Raw genomic sequence first — 18010 nt, 5'->3', positions numbered from 1 at the left:
TCCACGCGGACTTAATCTACTGCCGCACTTAAACGTCGACAAGGCACGACCGGGTCCCGATGACCCGCGCCCATCAGTCCCACAGCAACAACAACTTGCGCCAGAAAGCATTGGACGGCGTCGGCTTCGAGCCGCGTGGCAGCCGGATTGCCAGATAGATCGTCAGCCACTTGCGATCTATCTCCCGGATCGAAACTTTCAGGTCATGCAGTTCGAAAGGTCTCGAAACGCGCGTCCATCCGGAGAATGACAAGGCGCCCACCGGAGCATCGTGTTTCCACACGAGTTTTTCTTCCTGCCTGCCCAGCGCCATGGCGAACTCGAAGGGGGAGGCATCCTCGTGAGCTATCTCCACTGTCGCCATGATACTTCTGGCAAAGGCGGGGAAAGCCGAATTGATGGCGGCAACAACAATGCCATGCGTGCTCGGCCGCAGGAAGATGCCGCCATTGTCGCCGGCGACGAGCAATGTTGGCAGCTCGGAGGGATAATCGGTCACGAGCGTTGCACGCTTCAGTTCATCATCGGTCATCCGGCGGATACGTTGGCGCTGTTGCGGCGCATTGAGGCGCGGGCGCGTTGCACCGACCGAAACGGCATGGCGGATCTGGATGCCTGAAAAGCCGCCGAGTACGCGCCCGCTCGGACTGCTGCCGCCGCACCTCACCGCCAGCAACAGATCGCGCCTGCCTGATGCCGGCGAACTGACTGTCGCCCTTATTTCGCGCGCCTCGCGCGCTCGGCGGAGATCGGCCCAGCCGCTCCCGTTGCCGCTTTCAAGGAGCTGGGCGAGATCGCCGACGGCCTGGTTTTCCGCGTCTACGATGACGAGCTGAAATTGAGCAGGGTCCGCCAGCTCCTCGTCGAGGTAAACCCAGCAGCTGGCGCTGGTGACGCCCGGTGGGCAGACGCCCTTCAGCAAAGCCATGGTGACATTGCTGCCCTTGGCTTCGAGAAACAGCTGGTCCGGCGATTGTTCGACATAGCTCAGCAGGTCTGGATCGGCATCCGGATGCGAACTGACGTGAGCCAGACGCAGGGGCTCGGCGGAGAGATACTGCTCGCGGTAAAGCGAGGAGAGTAGCTCCGGCACGGTCTCGTCGGCCGCCGCGTTGAGCATTTCGACCACACCCAAGGCGAAGTCGATTCGCCCTGTATGAGCGAGAAGCGAAATCGCCGTATCGGCCCTTCCTTCGCGCGCCGCGATCTCGGCCAGCAACTGCATTGCATCATCGCTGTTGGCGGAGCCCGTGCTTAGCTTGAGATACCGTTCGTCGTTGACCCGCAGTTCCAGATTCCGGAGGTTGAGATCCTTTTCATAGTAGGCGGTGTTTGTGCTGATGCCGAGTTGCACGAACATGTCCGTATGCGCGAACTTGTGCTTTCGGAAAGCATCGATGATTGGCTTGCGGTTCCTCACCCACTCGGCATTAAGGTTCATGCCTGTCGGCGCCGACCGATACCAATAGATCGGCTCCGGGATAGGGACGATCTCGAGGCCTGCCAGGTCCGCGCGAACGAAAAATTCCCAATCGCTCGCGGAAAAGCCCCGCTGCTCGTTCAGGTAACCTATCTTGTCGAATACCTCGCGCCGGAACATCGCATTGGCATCGCCATACGGATTGGTGAGCATAGCGATGTCCGTAGGTCCGCCGACCGGGAAATAGCGTATGTAGCCACTCTTCGTGTCAGGCGGCACAAACGGCTCGTTGAACCACTTGGCGAAGGTCGTGCAGATATCGGCGCCGGACTTTTGCATGCCGGCGACGAACGTACTGACGGCGTTCGGGAAGAGTGCGTTGTCGTCGTCCAGGAACAGGATCAACGAGCCCTTGGCGGCGCGAATTCCTGTGTTGCGCGCCTTGCCGAGGAAGCCGTTCTTCTGTCGGATGATCCGCCAGCCGCGCTGCTCGAACTCCGGCTCGAGCTGCGCCAACAGCTGGATTGCGTCTGGATCGGTGCTGCCGTCATCGACGACGATCAATTCAATGTTGGGATAATCCTGGTAGCGAACCGAGGCAATCGCGTGCGGCAACAGGCGCGCCCGATTGTAGTGCGCGGTTATGATCGAAACGAGCGGAGGTCGGCTCCGACTGCGGCTGGAGACCTTGTGGGGTTCGCTGGAAAACTTTGCGCGCAGCTTATTCCAGGCATTCTCGCGCGCTTCCCGTCTTTGCAGCGACTTCGCCGGGCCGAACGATCGGCTTTCCAGCACCGACGCGATCTTGGCGGCGATGGCGGAAGCTGACGCCTCCATCATCACGGCGTCAGCCGACTTCGGATGGAGCATGTCGCGTATGCTGCCGACGTCGGTCGCGACGAACGGGATCTCCTCGTTCAGGCAGGTGACCACATCCAGCGGAAGCTGGGCAGCCGAGTGTGTGATCGCCACCAGCGCATGGCTCTGCCGCAGATATCGGAAAATGTCGGGCTCGTCTCGAATAGGCAGGAGCTTCAGTTTGAATGGCCATTGCCGCGCCCGACGAACGATCATGCCGCCCGAATGCTCGCCCAGGACATGACCAAACGCGCCGACGACCGTCACCGCCAAATCTGCGACTCCGTTGTCGGCCAGACGATCGAGCGCGTCACAAAACAGCGTCAGTCCGCTACGCTCCTCCGTGCCTGAGAAATGAACCACTTCGGCGGTCGGCCGCTCTCGCGGCCTGTAATGATCGACAGCGAAGTTCGAACGCCATTCCTCCGGCTCCAGGGGCGTAGCAATGTGACAGCTGGTGGGCAGCTTCCATGCCGCCTTGGTCATCCAGTCGAGCAGCGACTGGCCGGTAACGACGAGGTGGTCGCACGTCTCGGCCGACGTCCTTTCCATGTACGCAACGGTCATCTGCTCCTTTCGCTCGACAGCCCGTGCATTGGCGTCAAGCTTCCACATAAGCGGTTCATGCGCGAGCACGACGATCGGGGGAGGATTGGGAAAGACCCCCGTGCGCTTAGCGAGGGTGGGGAAATGCGCCAGTCCGCCTTCGAGCGCGAAGTAGACGACGTCGAAAGCGTTCTGCTTGAGATAGTGGTAGACAGCCAATGAGTTCTTGTCGCTCGACTCCAGACCCCGCAGCAACTCGGGTGACTGTGGCAACAATTCCAGCCTGACCAGGAAATTGTCGAAACACCATTTGCCTACCTTGGCGATCTCCTGCTCATCGGGCTGAGCACCGAGCGGGCTTGGCACCCAAAGCAGCGTCACGGTGTCACCGTCTTTCGCCATATGCTGCGCCAGCGCGTAGGTTGCAGACCCAGAATCCGTGGTTATCGTCGACCCGAACTCAATCTCCGAAACGACACACACACTGCGGGCCGTCTTGCTTGCCTGTCGCTTTTCCCCGGACGTCGCGCCTGTCTTGGAACCAACGCTCAATCAGTCCTCCCTTTTCAGCCCGCCTCGCTGGAACAGTCTTGCCAACCGTAGGATAATACTTTGATAACTATCGCGCGGAGCTCACCATACCGCACTTGCCTTTCGCGCGAACGGACTTAATGAGTTTCGGATGGTTCGATCCCCAAAACATCTCGCGCGACTGGACGATCGGCCGATCGACGTGGCCGATGGAGAGATCCTGTGCTTTATCGGACTGCGCGATGAAGCAACGTTGCTGCCGCAGCTTCTCGACCATTACCGCGGCCTCGGCGTCGATCGCTTTTTCTTCCTGGACAACGGCTCCACGGACGGGACGCGTGAGCTCATCCTGGAGCAGCCGGACAGCCACTGCTTCCACACGGAAGGATCGCATTTCGCTGAAAACATCGATCCGCCGCGATGGATCAACACGCTCATGAATGTCTTCGGCACCGGCCACTGGTGCCTCTCGGTCGACGCCGATGAGCTTCTCGTCTACCCTGACTATGAGCGGGCAGACCTACGGCAGCTTTGCAGCTATCTAGACGCCACCGGGGCCGAAGCTGTAATTGGCTCCCTGGTCGACATGTATGCTGACGGCCCATTGGCCGAATGCAGCTATGACGGCACGATCCCGCTTCTTGAGGCTTCACCCTACTTCGACCCGGAGCCAGGGTGGCTGCGCGCCCGCGACGGCAGGTATCCACCGGAGCAGATGTTCGGTGGCGTCAGGGAACGCGCCTTCTGGCACGGCCGGTTCAAGCAAACGCTTCCCCCATGCCTGACAAAGGTGCCGATCGTACGATGGAGGCGAGGCAGGCATTACCACGTAGCGCAGCATGCAATCAGCGAGGTCCGATTCAGTGAGCTACGGATCGCGTTGCTTCACTTCAAATTCGTCTGGGGCTTCCGCCAGAAATCAGCGTCGTCTCTGAGTGAAAATGCGCAACTCAAGGAAAAGACGCTTGAGGAACGCGCCGCCTACATGGAAGCGCTGGAGCGCGATCCGAAACTGGTGCTCCGTAACCAAAGGTCTGTCCGCTATCGCGGCGACGCAGCGCAACTCGTGGAACTCGGCTGGATGAAAACCTCGGATCGCTATGCCGGATTCGTGTCAACCCTGGCCAGACCGCACCAACGCAGCGACGGAGCCACCTGATGTGCCCGGACTATTGAAGGGAAAATCCGGCCGATGCCTATCCGCCGTAGCGGTTGCCACCGTCACCACGGTTGCCGTTCCCGCCACCAGGCCCAAACTGGGACAGACTGTTGAGAGCAAGCGCCTTGCAGGCTGACGGAGCATTCGGGTAACGGTGCAGATAATCCTCAAGCGCCTCGATGGTGCCGGTTTTGAGAGCCTGCTCGCAGGCAAGCTCAGCTTCCTTGACACCAACGTTGATTTTCGCCTGCGCCGCGCCAGAGAAAGCGACGCTCAACCCAAGCAGACTAAGTCCGCCCAAAAGCAGCGAATGGACCTTGCGCATGACGCACCCCATATACAAAACAACCCACTGAAAATATTAGCATCTGTTAACGTTTTGTCAACTATTTTGGCAAGATTGAGCCAACATGGTTAACGCGCGCAATTGATCGGACCGGGGCCTCGCTTGCGCTCAGGGGCCTCACCTGCTTTGCCGGATCGCCACTAATCACCGAACAGTGTCAGCCTCCGAAAGAAAGCATTGGTCGGAGAACCATTGGACGTTCCAGCGAAGCGAACGGCGAGAACGATTGAAAGCGGCATTTTCCGTCGTGCGCGAAGCGCTGCCACCAAGGGATGGCGCACGAATTTGTCTTCGACGCTCATCCAGCCCGAAAAGGCGATCGTTTGTGCGGCGATGTCCTGTTGCCAATCTATGGTTTGATCGGGGCGAACAAGGGCAAGACCGAAATCCATCGCCGGCGCATCGGCATGAGCGACTTCGACGATTGCTTCCACCTTCCGGAAGAAGGCTGGAAATTGATGATCAAGCGATGCCGCGACCGCGCCGTCCGTATGTGGACGCAGGAACACCCCGCCATCATCCGGTGCGACAAGCAGCAGCGGCAGAGCCGCGACGCGCGGGGTAAGCAACCGTGCGCTCCTCAGTATGTCGTAGCCGAGGGTGAGCGAACTGCCGCCGACATCAGGGCGGTCCGGGGCATCGGGGTATACGGCGGCGAGGGGGCGTCCGAGCAAGGTGGCAGCCGTATCGGGGCGGCCGATCGACCCGGCAATGCTCGCAAGTTTCTCGATGGCCGCATCGCTGTTCGGTTGGATGTCGCACAGTTCCAGATATTTTCGATTGCCGGGGTTATATCTAAGGTTTTCGCGGGCACTTTCAATTTCGGACCGCTGCGCGTTCTGGGCGATGGCCAAATGATAAAGCAGGCCGACGTCATCGGATTGGCTCGACCTGAACGCCTCCAGGACAGGAAGCCGGTTGTCGTACCAATTCGACGTCCGGAACATTCCATCCGGCTTCGAGCGATACCAGTATAGCGGCTTTGGAATCGTCCTGATCTTGAGTCCGGCGAGGGAGGCCCGCGCAAAGAATTCCCAGTCGTGCATTGCGTAGCCGGGCTTTTCGATCAAGAACCCGATTTGCGCGAAGACAGATCGGCGCATCATCGCATTGGCGTCACCATAGACGTTATGGATCAGGCCGAGCGCGTCGGGACCACCCAGGGGCAGGTACTGGATCAGCCCGTCGGCGCGATCCTCGGGCACGAAATCCTCGTAGAAGATCAGTTGGAACGCGGTGCAGATGTCAGCATCCGATGTGGCCATGGCGCGCACGAAATGATCGACGGCCTCCGCAAACAGCGCGTTGTCATCGTCGACGAACAGGATCAGCTCGCCTTGCGAAGCGCGGATGCCGGCATTTCGCGCCGCGCCCAGATGCTTGTGCGGTCGGCGAAGGATCTTCCATCCGCGCTGACGGAAAGTCGGTTCCAGCGCATCCAGCAACCGCCTGTCTTCATCCAGGTCGCTTCCGTCGTCGACCAGAACCAGTTCCAGGTTATCGTAGGTTTGCGCCTCGATCGCTGCGATTGCCTGTTTCAGATAGAGCGGCCGGTTGCGATGGGCCATGACGATGGAGACCAGCGGTGACGACCCGGCACTTTTATCGACGCGCCTGCGTTTGGTTGGCGTCGGTAAATTGTGCGTATCCAGCCAGGATTGCCGACATTGGCGCAGGCTGTCGACAGGCCGTGGGCGAGGCGGGTCATTGAGCGCCGCCGAAATCGCCAGCGCCAACGCGGCAGCATCAGGATCGACCAGCCGCAGTTGCCTCGCCTGCGCATTCCAGGTCTCGGCGTTCGCGTCGACATTGGTCGCGACGAAAGGCAATCCCGCCTCGATACATGCGGCAACAGTGCTGCCCGTCGATGCGGCGCGGGCGGGGATGACGGCAAGCGCGCCGGTCCGCGCGACGTAGTCGAGCCTTGCGGCGAGGCTTGCGCGCGCCAACAGGTTGAGCTTGAACGGCCAGCGCTCGGCGCGCCTCAGAAGCAATCCACCGCTGTGCTCGCCCATGATCTTTCCGAATGGACCGAATGCGGTGACCGTCAGCCCTTCTGGCGCCGTTGGCGCGATGATATCGAGCGCGTCGCAAAACAGCGTCAGGCCATCGCGGAAGCGCCACCCAGCCAGGACAACGAGCTCTTTTGAACTCCCCGTCGCAATCGGCGGCCGCGCTCCGGCTGGGCCGAGGCGATCCCGCAACGGCAACATCGGCGTCACTATCGCCTTCTTCACCTTCCAGCCCTTGGACAACATCCACTGTCGCAAGGCGGCCGACACACAGATCGTCCTGTTCGCCATCTCGGCGCAGTATTTCTCCATGTAGGCGACGGCAATCGCGTTGGTGCTGTCCATGAACGCCTTGTCGGCTTCATGTTTCCATTCTTCCGGTGCATGGGCGACGACCACGATCGGCGGCGCGGCAAAGGCAGCAGTCTCGACCGCCAGCAGTGTGTAGTAAGGCAATCCGCCCTCAAGCGGCGCGTAGACCAAATCGTGGCCGGACCGTTCGAGATAATGCAGCACCGCGGCGGCCCGGCTCTCGGGCGTCGCCAGCGAAGGAAGCAACTGGTCGGACTTGTCGAGAATTTCCAGTCGCACCGAGGCCGCCTCCAGGTCGCGATGGTGCGCCGCCTTCTCTTCGAGAGATGCTGCATCGCTGCCAGGAACCCATAGCAGGGTGACGTCGTCGCCATCTTTGGCGAAAAGCCTGGCCAGCTCGACCATGGTGGCGTTTTCGCCACCTTGGTCGATCACGTTCGTCACGACACAAACGCGGCGAGGCTTGCCTTCAGATTTTGACGGCGTCTGCGCCTTGCCACCAACGGCCATCCAAAGTCCTCTGATCCAATTCCGTCGAGTGCGCTTCCGCACGGTCGATCGGCAATGATGCCCGCGCGGGGTTTACTTCTCAGTGATCATCCTTCTGCGTCATTAGTAAACCAAATCGTCAAGCAGGTCCTAAAATGGCTGTACAATCAACCGACTGATACAACTTTAGCGACGCGGAATATTCAATCTTTACGCCTCCCAGCTAGTCATTGACGGCATAGCAGGAGGCGCAAATGAAAACGATAATGAAGTTTCTCGGTGCGCTCGGTTTGATGGGCGCAATGGTCTCGGCGAGCTCCGCAGGTGAACTGCTGCGACCGCGCATCAGCCTTGGCACTGCCAACGTCAAGACGGTCAGCGGCGATCGCGGCGGCTATGTGATCGACTATGCCATCCGTGCGCTGAAAATGCGCCGCAGCGGCACCTTTGTGCGGTTCAACGGTGCGTGCGACTCGGCCTGCACGCTGTATCTGTCGATGCCCAAGAGCAAGGTGTGCGTCACGCACAACGCGTCGTTCGGCTTTCACCTGCCGTATGGCGCTGGGGCGCGGGGCAATCAGGTGGCCGCGAATTTCATGATGAAAAACTACCCTGGCTGGGTTCGCGGCTGGATCGCCAAGCGTGGTGGGCTGAAGAGTTCCATCGCGACGATGACATATGCGGATGCGAGCCGCTTTCTGCCGACGTGCCCGTCCGGACAGCGGAGCATGACAATCGCGAGCCTCAGTCCGACGCGGCTGCGTGGCGGCTGATTGCTGGAGCCAATACTGAAACGTCACGACGGCGGGTGCTTGACAGCGCCCGCCGTTGGCGATTCATACGGTGGGTGCACAACTGATTGAGCAGGTCGGTTGGCCAAAACGCATCGCCGCTGCATGCGTTCGGTTAACCAGTTCTCAAGAGACTTGGTTAACGTAAACTTGATTTTGTTGACTCTTTTTTAGTGCAAGCCGATTCTGCGGCTGGGGTTTGAAGGCTTGGCCGCGGTTGGGGCTGAAGCGCAAACTGGCGGCGGGTAGTTGTATGAGCAGCGGCGGCGGTATGGGGTCGGCGAGTCGACCTGAGAGCGGCCTGACGGTATCGAAGACGAATATCGCTTTGTCGCGGGACATGCGCTTCCGTTGCAGGAGCCTGCGGATCATTTGCACGGGGCTGTTGTCCTGGCTGCTTTTGGGTATCTACCGCAGCGCAATCGTTGATCCGCAAACGACGTTTCCAGGCCTTTTGGGGGCCATCCCCAAGGGATTGGCATCAAGCTACTACGACCTGATTGTCGTCACGTCCCTGACCGTGGCGGCTCTGATTGTGCTTTTCCTGGCAAAGGCCAGCCGCATCGGTTCCGTCGTCGTCGTCTTCCTCTTCTATCTCGCCATCCTGATTTCGCTGGGCTGGGGATTTGCCAACATCAATCTCGTCAAGATGCTGGGCGAACCGTTCACCTTCCAGTGGCTGGTCTATGGCGACTTCCTGCAGAATGCCGATGCCAGGAACGCGATGGGCGACGCGCTCAACATAAAGGACTTCGCGACCCTTTCCGGGTCCGTCGTTCTGGTGCTCATCCTTGGCTATGCCGCGGCCAGTTTGTGCCAGCGGCTGAGCGCCGCTGGCTGCGGGGCCTTTCTGGGCGTGCTCATTGTCTGTGTCGGCGCGGCCCTCGTCGGCACCGGGTACCACGTGCGGGCGGAGGCGCTGCCGGCGGCCAAGATCGACAATCCGATCCTGTATTTTGTTGAATCGGCCGTGTTCAGTCCAACGCCGGTCGTGCTGGCAATGAATGCCAACACCAATGACCCGGATGTCGCGAGCGTCGGCGAGCGTCCGCCGGAAACGTCGAGCTTCAAGGCGCCGACGCCAAACCCGATCAAGAACGTGCTGGTTTTCATGATGGAGTCGGTGCCATCCAAATACATCGAGACGTTTGGCGGCAAGTATCCGATCACGCCGAATATCAAGAACTATGCGAGCGATTCCATACGATTCGACAACATATACGCGCACGCCCCTTCCACGCACTACTCGGTATTTTCTCTGCTCACCTCGATGTATAACGATATTTCATACTATGGCATGACCACCAGGTATCCTTATCTGCCTCTGGACACGATCTCCAACACCCTGTCCAAGAACAATTTCCGCACAGGGTTTTTCTGGAGCGCGGATTCCCGATTCCAAAGGGTCGATGAGTTTCTGCTCAACAAGGGACTGGATGTGATCCAGGACTACCGGGGACAGAAATGTGGCACCCCGACCTTCAAGCTCAGCTCCGAGCAGTGGAAGAACATGGACTACAACAGCGATCTTTGCACGGCGCAGTCGATCATCGACTGGATGAACAAGGACGCGGAGAAACCCTTCTTCGGCATAATGTTCACGGCGATGACCCACTATCCCTACATCACCGACAGCCCGATGTTTTCGAAGATGGTGCCTTCCTCCGATGGCAACGCGCTGGTCCACTACTCGGATGACCAGAAATTCAATGCCTATCTCAACGCCCTGAAGGTCGGCGATACGGCGCTTGGCGAGATCCTTGAATCGCTCAAGCAGTCCGGCAAGCTCGATTCGACCCTCGTGGTCATATTGGGCGATCATGGCGAGGCGTTCGGGGAGCATGGCGACTACATCCATGCCAGCGCGATCTACGAGGAAAACATCCACATCCCGCTCATCATGATCAACAAGTATCTGTTTCATGACGAGGTTGCGCACCCGGTCGGCGGCATCATCGATATCGCCCCGACGATCTTCGACATACTCGGGCTTCCGCTGCCGAAGCAGTGGCAGGGGCGCAGCCTGTTCAGCGAGCAACGGCCAAACAAGACCTTCTTCTTCAATCCCTGGGCCGGGTTCCTGTTCGGCTATCGCGAGAATGATCGAAAGGTCATCCTCAACGCTACCACCGGCAAGGTCGAGGAATACGACCTCAAGGCCGATTCCGGTGAACGAACCAACCTCTTCAAGGTCGATACCGGCGACCGAAACGCGCTGCTGCAGCCCATCGCCGGATGGGTGCAATCGCAGAGGCAGCGCGTGGCCGACCTGGTGGCCGCAGCGGCGAAAGACACAGGACGCTGCACCATCACCAGCCTGGAGGTCGACGCTGCCGGAATAAATCTCCAGGGCGCGCCTCGGTTCGACGTCCTGGTCGACGGAAAGACCGTCGCCGAGATCGACGTCCCGGGCAAGGAAAGCGCCGCATCGACGCCTCAAGCCGCCGTGGCGGAGCTCATGCAGGCGTCAACCGAGGCCCAGCCGTTCCACATCGATCTCAGCAGCGTGCCGAATCCGAAGACGATCGAGCTTCGCTATGTCAACGACCTGTGGGCCGGAGAGGGCAAGCCAGGCGATCGCAACCTGTTCATCAAGAGCATCAAGGTCAACGGTCAGCTGGTGCCAAACGTCAGGCTGCATGTCGACGAGCAGTCTCATGGCTACACCGACGATAACGGGACCGCCATGTACAGCAACAGCTCGCTATGGGTTAGCGGCCCCTTCGTCGAGGGATGTGTATAAAGCGCCGCGTGCCTTAAGCGGGTCGCTTCGTTTCCCCATTCCAGATGCGCGGCATTGGACGACGCCGGCGATGCGTCGAGAGCACCGTCGTCCTTGATCTACGGCCCGACAGATACTGTTAGCCATCCCGGTGATGCATGCCGCCCAAAAGCATGCCCTCGGGCTTGACCCGAGGGTGCGCAGCGACTTTGGGATAAAGGCATGCATGAAGACAAAGACAAGCGCGTTGACGCGCTTTGGTTTCAAGCGCTGTCGTCGGCGCTCTCCACGATTTCCAGGCCCCAGCCGGTGAGCCGTATCAAAGGCTCGCTGAGAAGCCCTCACCCACCTCAGCGAGCCCACGTCCCGACACACTACAAACAGGGACGACTACCAGCTTTGCGAGCTGGTATTGCTTTCCGATGCATTTGACATGCCTGCGCAGTTGACCGGCGGCGCTTCGCCGTCGGCATCGGAATTGTGGACGCGGCGGCCGCCAGTCCGAAGAATGGGGCGGCCGTCCTGACGATCGTGTCGATGTCGGAAAGTTCCGGCATGAAATCGAGATGTTCGCGTGCGCTAGCCGGGTCGGCGTAGAGCTCTGCCGGGTCTCCCGGGCGCCGGGGCCTGAAGACCGCCGGAACCGATTTTGACGTCATCCGGGTGACCGCCTGGAGGATCTCCTTGATGGACACCCCGCGTCCGGTGCCGAGATTGACCGACAGGCTTTCGCCACCCGCCTCCAGATGTATGAGGGCTTTCAGATGCGCGCGCGCCAGATCGCTGACATGGATGTAGTCGCGCACGCAGGTGCCATCAGACGTGTCGTAGTCCGTGCCGAAAACCTCGATCTCGTCGATGATGCCGGATGCGGCCATGAGCACTCGCGGGATCAGGTGCGTTTCAGGCGAGTGCCACTCACCGAGCTCACCGTCGGGATCGGCGCCACAGGCGTTGAAATAGCGCAGGATCGCATATTTCATTCCGTAGGCGCAGGCATAGTCCCTGACGATCTGCTCGCCCATCAGCTTGGTCCGGCCATAGGGGCTGATTGGATTTTGCGCCGAGGTCTCGCGAATGGGCAGTGTTTCGGGCACGCCGTATGTCGCGCAGCTGCTTGAAAAGATGATGTTTTCGATCGAGTTCGCGCGCGCCGCATCAAGCACCGCGATGGTACCCGAGACATTGGTCGAAAAATATTCTGCGGGCTCATGAACGGACTCGCCGACATAGGCCAGCGCTGCAAAGTGGATTATCGCTTTCGGCTGATACGTCCTGATCGCCTGCTGCAGCGCCTTCCTGTCCCGAATATCGCCGACCACAAGCGGCCCCCAGGCAACGGATTTCTCGTTGCCGCGGCTCAGATCGTCGAAAACGACGGGCAGGTAGCCGGCGGCTGACAACTGCTTGCAGGTGTGGCTGCCGATGTAACCGGCCCCACCAGTCACCAGGATTGCCGGGCGGTTCATTTACATCGCAGCCCCTTTGACGGGCCGGCGCGCGTAGAGCAGGGCGTCAAAATACGCCGCGGTATGCGCAAGCCCCTGGCTCAGGCTGATCTTTGGCTCCCAACCGAGATTGTCCCTGGCGAAGGAGATGTCCGGCTTGCGCTGTTTGGGATCGTCGACGGGCAGCGGCCGATGCACGATCTTCGACCGCGAGTTGGTGTATTCGATCACCTGTGTCGCCAGCTCCATGATGGTGAATTCGGCAGGGTTGCCGAGATTGACCGGGTGCTGCGGCGCGCTCGGTGCATTCATCAGCCGGATGAAGCCTTCGATCAGGTCGTCGGCATAGCAGAATGAACGTGTCTGCTGGCCGCTGCCGTAGACGGTCAGGTCGTCACCGTGCAAAGCCTGGACGATGAAGTTCGACACGACGCGGCCATCGTCTGGCTGCATGCGGCGGCCATAGGTGTTGAAAATCCGAGCGACGCGGATATCGAGGCCGAACATTCTCGAATAGTCGAAGAACAGCGTCTCAGCCGACCGCTTACCCTCGTCATAGCAGGAACGCGGACCATGCGGGTTGACGTTGCCGAAGTAACCCTCCGGCTGCGGATGCACCAGGGGGTCGCCATAGACCTCGGACGTCGAAGCCTGAAATATCTTGGCATTGTTGCGCCGCGCGAGTTCCAGCAGGTTCAGCGAACCAATCACGCTTGTCTTGAACGTATGGATCGGATCTGCCTGGTAATGCGGCGGGGAGGCCGGGCAGGCGAGGTTGTAGATTTCATCGACCTGAAGATCCGAAGGCAATGCATCGACAATGTCGTGCTTGATGCACGTAAAGCGCGGATTGCGCAGGATGGCATTGAGATTGTATCTTTTGCCGGTGTGGAAATTGTCCAGCACGACAACGTCGTATCCATCCAGCAAAAGACGCTCGCACAGATGCGAACCCAGAAATCCTGCCCCACCGGCAACCAGGGCGCGGCCCCGATTGGTGTTGGCGCCCCTTCGGCGGTTCCCGGACTCGAGTTTCAGAACGTTGACAGTTCTACCCATATTCCACCCCATCGCCCTAACGCACTGAGCACGCTACCGCCCGGACCGGACATAGCGTTGCCCGGCCACGTCCCTGCGAACGTCGCAAACCCTCCGCTTCTGCGGAATCGTCACTCCTGATGTCTGTTGATTGCTTTCTGAGTTCGCTGGGCGACGCTATGCGGCTATTGGCTGCCGTTCAGCATTCGATTACGCCCCGAAATCGCTGTTACGCGTCTGGTGCCACCATCGCCCATTGCTCGCCCAAATTGCACATCCCAACGTATCAAAAATATACCTGTGGAAAACATAGTCAACTAAATTAGCGAATCGTTAACCGTAAACGTTGGAGAGTGGTTAATCATGAGGCCGGCAGCGTCTGCCGCTGAAGTTCGAGCATTGGTCGCACAATTGCCAATATGCCAATAGAAAATACGAATGTTTATGGGATTTTTGGATGGTAGAAGCCGGTGATATAGCAAAACAATCTTAGATTAGGAGCGAGATACGTCAGTCAAATACCAGAGCATGTCATGTATGATGCATATTATATTTAAAAATTCTCCAATTTGTAAAACACAGAAAACAGCGTAACACCGGGCTTGCTCCATAAATTCTTAGAAAACAATGCGATCGGCGCCCGAAACGGCTCGGGCCAAAAATGTTCGCGGCATTGCCAATCTAGGGGTTTAGGTTCACCCCATCGGTTGGAGAAGGCGCGTTCGTGCTCTTTATTGCCCGACCCATATCCAGATTATCCACATAGGAATTCAATGATTATAGAACAATTTAACAGTGCGGACGCGTAGTTATTAGAATTTTGCGGCTGATTAAAGTTGCAATAAAACTCATGTGACTGTGAAATTATGCATGAAGATCGGTATCGAAGGCATTTCGGATTGAAATATGTGCCATCGTGCTTCTTGTGGACTTTTGGATTCGAAATCCCTCGGACACAATATGCCCCTCAATAATCAAAGTCGTGGAACGGTCCTGGCCCCCATCCGTTTATGTAGCAAATTTCTAATTTAGCGATGGTTTTTGAGCGCATAGGTAGAAATCCGTCAGTGTTGCGACGCAGCCATGACGCGATGCAGTTGGGGCGGCGGCCAACTCGCTTTGGCCGATTCCGCACAATTCCTTTGGCGATTATCCTTTGTCTTGGACAGGCGAGGCCAACGGCGCAGGGCCATCGCCTTTTGATCCCTAGAGCGCTATTGGCAAGCTGGTCGAACACTCGGGTGACTCAATGCGCTTTCTGTTTGTCCTGATCCTGCTTGCCGGCGCCGGCATCGGCATCGTCTATCCCTGGGCGATGAGCAATTTCTCCGGCCATGAGATCGGCACATGGCGGGTTTACGAGCAGGGCCGCTTCAAGCCGGTGACGGTGCCGCTGGCCGGGCGAGACGCGCCGGTGCGCGTGCTGGTCGATCTCACCGCAAAAGCCGAGCGCATTGTTTCGCAGCAGCGCACGGTGCTGACGCTGACCGCCGCGACAGGTGGCAAGACGGTGCTGGCCTCGACGCTGCAGTTCAACCATTCCGACAATCCGCGCCAGGTCAGCCCGCAACTGCCCGACAAGATTTTTCGCGACGAGGCCGGCGTGATCGCTGCCGTCAGCCCCGGCCCCTACGTCTTCACCGTCGGTCCGGGCGACGCCGATGGCATCGAGATGCGGGCGGCGGATCTCGTGCTGCGCTCAGGTGCCGGCGCGATCGACAGCAGAGCCCGGCCGGTCGGCTTCTCGCTGATGGCCGCTGGCCTGATCGGGCTGTTGCTGGCCAGGCGCTTTCGTGGTGGTGGTGGCCGGCCGGAAAATCCAAACTCGCAGCCGCCACCGCCGCGGTGGGGCAGGGGCGCCACTTGAATTACCGCCACGCCTATCACGCCGGAAATTTTGCCGATGTCGTTAAGCATGTCGTGCTGGTGCGGCTGCTCGATTATCTGAAGCAGAAGGACAAGGCGTTTCGCGTCATCGACACCCATGCCGGCATCGGCCGCTACGATTTGTCGTCGGTAGAAGCGCAGAAGACCGGCGAGTGGCAGGGCGGCATCGGAAGACTGATCGATGCCGCGCCCGGCGGTCCGGCGGCGACTCTTCTTGCGCCCTATCTCGATGCGGTGCGTTCGCTCAATCCCGAGGGCGGCGTCGAGAAATATCCCGGCTCGCCGCTGATCGCGCGCCACCTTATGCGCAAGCAGGACCGGCTGTCGGCGATCGAGCTGCACCCCAAGGACGTCACCAGGCTGAAGACGCTGTTCGCCGGCGATTTCCAGACCCGGGTCATCGAACTCGACGGCTGGCTGGCGCTCGGCGCGCATCTGCCGCCCAAGGAAAAGCGCGGCCTGGTGCTCATCGATCCGCCGTTCGAGGAGGAGGGCGAGTTCGAGCGCCTCGTCGACGGGCTGCAAAGAGCGCACAAACGCTGGCCGGGCGGCATCTATGCGCTGTGGTACCCGATCAAGGACCGCAAGGCGGTCATTGCCTTCAGGAAGGCGCTGAAGCAATCCGGCATCCCGAAGCTGCTCGACATCGAATTCGAGATCAGGCCGGCCTCGCGAGAGCCCAGCCTTGATGGCAGCGGCATGCTGGTGGTCAACCCGCCATTCACGCTGGAGGGTGAATTGCGAACCGTGCTGCCGGCCTTGCACAAATTGCTGGCCGTGGAAAAGCCGGCGCATTGGTCGCTGGAGTGGCTGGCCGGCGAGTAGCCACACAAGCGCCGGTTTTCACGCGCTGGCCGCTTTGACGGCTGGCGATGCCCGCGGCGACGACGCAAGTCGCTAAAGATTTCGACAGCCGGGTGCCAACCGCAAATGCTTCGCAGAGCCAGGAAAGCTGCAGCCTCTTCGCTTTGAGCGAAGGCTGGCGGCAGGCGCGAAAAAGCCCGCCTTCCTGAGGGGTCGGGAAGGCGGGCTCTTTAACGACCCAAGTCTTTGGGTTCTCGGATCTGGACATCAACGCGCCGAAGCCATTCCGGTTCCATGCCGGAGGCGCGGGCCTGCCAAAAGCAATTGCGAACTGGAAACCATCATCAGTGCAACCGCTTGACCGCGCGTGAGCGAATCCGCACAGTGGACGCAATCGACCACAAGAGGCTGCCATGACTCGCTTCGCCAGATCCGCTCTTGCCGCACTCATCGCCCTTTGCACGCCGCTCGGTACCTCGCTTGGGCTCACCCAGGCGGTGCAGGCGGCGGACCTCGGCGTCTATTCCGACGACGACGGCAGTGTCTGCGGCCAGGCCTGGGTGCTGAACAAGATCACCAGCCGCTTCTCCTACCAGGTGCATCACGTGCCGCATCTGCCCGATGTCGCGATCACCGATTTCCGCCGCATCCACCAGCATCGCTATCTGCCGGCCAACGACACCTGGCCGATCGGCCGCCGCTATTGCGGCGCCACCGTCAGCCTCTCCGACGGCCGCGCCCGCACCATCTGGTATCTGATCGAGGAAGGCCAGGGCTTTGCCTCGATCGGCGACAATGTCGAGTTCTGCGTCTCGGGCTTCGACCGCTGGATGGTCTACAACGGCCGCTGCCGCGTCCTGCGCTGACGCAGTCTTCCAACCACGAAATTTTCGTGCTGTTGCTCGGCAAGATGCCAACGCCGCCCCGGCGCTGCTGGTGACTGCGCTTGTTTGCGACAAGATCGACCCCGATAGACCGCCGTCTCACCGCTGCGTGGTTCTGTGCCGTTCGGCAAGGTAAGCGCAGATCAGTTCGACCAGCTGCTGTTGCAACTCGGGTGAGTCCAGCATGTCCCGTCGCGCTGCGTTGTGGATAACGCCCTCGACTGCGGAGGACAGCACGCGCGCGACGGTTTCAACATCGGCGTTCTTTCTCGGCTTGCGATAGACGGCGACGGCCGCTGCATAGTGACTGAGATAGCGCGACTGGAACGACGCATGGGCGGCCCTTGAGCCGCGATCGCCCGGCGCCTCGTCAAGCAGCACCTGGTGCAATGTCGGGTGGATGCTGTGCGCCGCGATCATGCCGCGCACCAGCTGCTGCGCGAATCTCTTGAGCGGCTTGTCCCCTTCGGCCGACTCGGCAATGACCGACAGCACTTGATCGAAGTGACGGCGCCGGATTGCCTCGACCAAAGAAAGCTTGTCGGGGAAATACTGGTAGAGTGAGCCGATGCTGGCGCCGGCAGCCTCGGCCACCTTGTTGGTGGTGAAGCCGGCCCATCCGAGATCGCTCAGAACGTGAGCCCCCGCCTCGATGATCGCCTCGACGGTCGCTCTGGAACGCGCCTGGCGCGGCTCCTTGCGCATGCGCATGCGCGGCTTTGCAATGCGAGTAGACATGTCCGCTCCATCCCCCGAGAATATG

At 59.8% G+C, this 18010-nt stretch carries 12 protein-coding genes; 6 read left to right on the top strand and 6 right to left on the bottom strand.

The annotated features are described in order from the left end of the window. Window positions 1-73: 73 nt before the first annotated feature. Window positions 74-3376: a DUF6212 domain-containing protein gene (locus tag AC1D0N_RS23805; RefSeq protein WP_477248259.1), complete on the bottom strand. Its 3303-nt coding sequence runs from the start codon at window positions 3374-3376 to the stop codon at window positions 74-76. A 130-nt stretch (window positions 3377-3506) separates the two neighbouring features. Between AC1D0N_RS23805 and AC1D0N_RS23800 the strand changes: the two genes are divergently transcribed. After that, window positions 3507-4514 carry a glycosyltransferase family 2 protein gene (locus AC1D0N_RS23800; RefSeq protein ID WP_477248257.1) on the top strand — a complete coding sequence of 336 codons (1008 nt, stop codon included), beginning with the start codon at window positions 3507-3509 and terminating at the stop codon, window positions 4512-4514. Between the two features lie 37 nt (window positions 4515-4551). Here AC1D0N_RS23800 and AC1D0N_RS23795 read toward each other — a convergent pair whose 3' ends face one another. Both AC1D0N_RS23795 and AC1D0N_RS23790 read right to left on the bottom strand, forming a co-directional pair. Next, window positions 4552-4839: a hypothetical protein gene (locus AC1D0N_RS23795; protein ID WP_477248255.1), complete on the bottom strand. Its 288-nt coding sequence runs from the start codon at window positions 4837-4839 to the stop codon at window positions 4552-4554. Between the two features lie 161 nt (window positions 4840-5000). Further along, the gene (locus tag AC1D0N_RS23790; protein ID WP_477248253.1) at window positions 5001-7694 is read right to left on the bottom strand and encodes a DUF6212 domain-containing protein; all 2694 of its coding nucleotides are present in this window, start codon (window positions 7692-7694) and stop codon (window positions 5001-5003) included. A gap of 233 nt (window positions 7695-7927) precedes the next feature. Between AC1D0N_RS23790 and AC1D0N_RS23785 the strand changes: the two genes are divergently transcribed. Continuing rightward, window positions 7928-8446 (top strand): hypothetical protein, encoded by a 519-nt coding sequence (locus tag AC1D0N_RS23785; RefSeq protein ID WP_477248252.1) that lies wholly within the window; start codon window positions 7928-7930, stop codon window positions 8444-8446. A 403-nt stretch (window positions 8447-8849) separates the two neighbouring features. Further along, window positions 8850-11207: a sulfatase-like hydrolase/transferase gene (locus AC1D0N_RS23780; RefSeq protein WP_477248250.1), complete on the top strand. Its 2358-nt coding sequence runs from the start codon at window positions 8850-8852 to the stop codon at window positions 11205-11207. Window positions 11208-11560: 353 nt separating this feature from the next. Here the strand turns inward: AC1D0N_RS23780 and galE are convergent, their stop codons facing one another. Both galE and AC1D0N_RS23770 read right to left on the bottom strand, forming a co-directional pair. Further along, window positions 11561-12655: a UDP-glucose 4-epimerase GalE gene (gene galE / locus AC1D0N_RS23775; protein WP_477248248.1), complete on the bottom strand. Its 1095-nt coding sequence runs from the start codon at window positions 12653-12655 to the stop codon at window positions 11561-11563. Continuing rightward, complete coding sequence (locus AC1D0N_RS23770) at window positions 12656-13693, bottom strand: UDP-glucuronic acid decarboxylase family protein (protein ID WP_477248246.1); 1038 nt, start codon at window positions 13691-13693, stop codon at window positions 12656-12658. It abuts the gene before it with no gap. A 1228-nt stretch (window positions 13694-14921) separates the two neighbouring features. Here AC1D0N_RS23770 and AC1D0N_RS23765 point away from each other — a divergent pair. From AC1D0N_RS23765 to AC1D0N_RS23755, 3 genes are all read left to right on the top strand, one after another. Further along, window positions 14922-15539 carry a hypothetical protein gene (locus AC1D0N_RS23765; protein ID WP_477248244.1) on the top strand — a complete coding sequence of 206 codons (618 nt, stop codon included), beginning with the start codon at window positions 14922-14924 and terminating at the stop codon, window positions 15537-15539. Beyond that, on the top strand, window positions 15536-16384 hold the full coding sequence (locus AC1D0N_RS23760) for a 23S rRNA (adenine(2030)-N(6))-methyltransferase RlmJ (protein WP_477248242.1): 849 nt from the start codon (window positions 15536-15538) through the stop codon (window positions 16382-16384). Before AC1D0N_RS23765 ends, AC1D0N_RS23760 begins: the two co-directional genes overlap by 4 nt. A gap of 392 nt (window positions 16385-16776) precedes the next feature. Beyond that, window positions 16777-17229 (top strand): hypothetical protein, encoded by a 453-nt coding sequence (locus tag AC1D0N_RS23755; RefSeq protein WP_477248240.1) that lies wholly within the window; start codon window positions 16777-16779, stop codon window positions 17227-17229. Window positions 17230-17346: 117 nt separating this feature from the next. Here AC1D0N_RS23755 and AC1D0N_RS23750 read toward each other — a convergent pair whose 3' ends face one another. Beyond that, the gene (locus AC1D0N_RS23750; protein ID WP_477248358.1) at window positions 17347-17952 is read right to left on the bottom strand and encodes a TetR/AcrR family transcriptional regulator; all 606 of its coding nucleotides are present in this window, start codon (window positions 17950-17952) and stop codon (window positions 17347-17349) included. Window positions 17953-18010 lie beyond the last annotated feature (58 nt).

The organism is Mesorhizobium sp. P2_E10 (genome assembly GCF_056404235.1).
Note: the sequence above shows the minus strand (reverse complement) of the source record. Positions and strands in the feature narration are given on the sequence as shown.

Bases quoted from the DNA above. Each gene is read 5' to 3' on its own strand.
- AC1D0N_RS23800 (WP_477248257.1), top strand. From the start codon at position 3,507: ATGGTTCGATCCCCAAAACATCTCGCGCGACTGGACGATCGGCCGATC.
- AC1D0N_RS23795 (WP_477248255.1), bottom strand. From the start codon at position 4,839: ATGCGCAAGGTCCATTCGCTGCTTTTGGGCGGACTTAGTCTGCTTGGG.
- AC1D0N_RS23790 (WP_477248253.1), bottom strand. From the start codon at position 7,694: ATGGCCGTTGGTGGCAAGGCGCAGACGCCGTCAAAATCTGAAGGCAAG.
- AC1D0N_RS23785 (WP_477248252.1), top strand. From the start codon at position 7,928: ATGAAAACGATAATGAAGTTTCTCGGTGCGCTCGGTTTGATGGGCGCA.
- galE (WP_477248248.1), bottom strand. From the start codon at position 12,655: ATGAACCGCCCGGCAATCCTGGTGACTGGTGGGGCCGGTTACATCGGC.
- AC1D0N_RS23770 (WP_477248246.1), bottom strand. From the start codon at position 13,693: ATGGGTAGAACTGTCAACGTTCTGAAACTCGAGTCCGGGAACCGCCGA.
- AC1D0N_RS23765 (WP_477248244.1), top strand. From the start codon at position 14,922: ATGCGCTTTCTGTTTGTCCTGATCCTGCTTGCCGGCGCCGGCATCGGC.
- AC1D0N_RS23755 (WP_477248240.1), top strand. From the start codon at position 16,777: ATGACTCGCTTCGCCAGATCCGCTCTTGCCGCACTCATCGCCCTTTGC.
- AC1D0N_RS23750 (WP_477248358.1), bottom strand. From the start codon at position 17,952: ATGCGCAAGGAGCCGCGCCAGGCGCGTTCCAGAGCGACCGTCGAGGCG.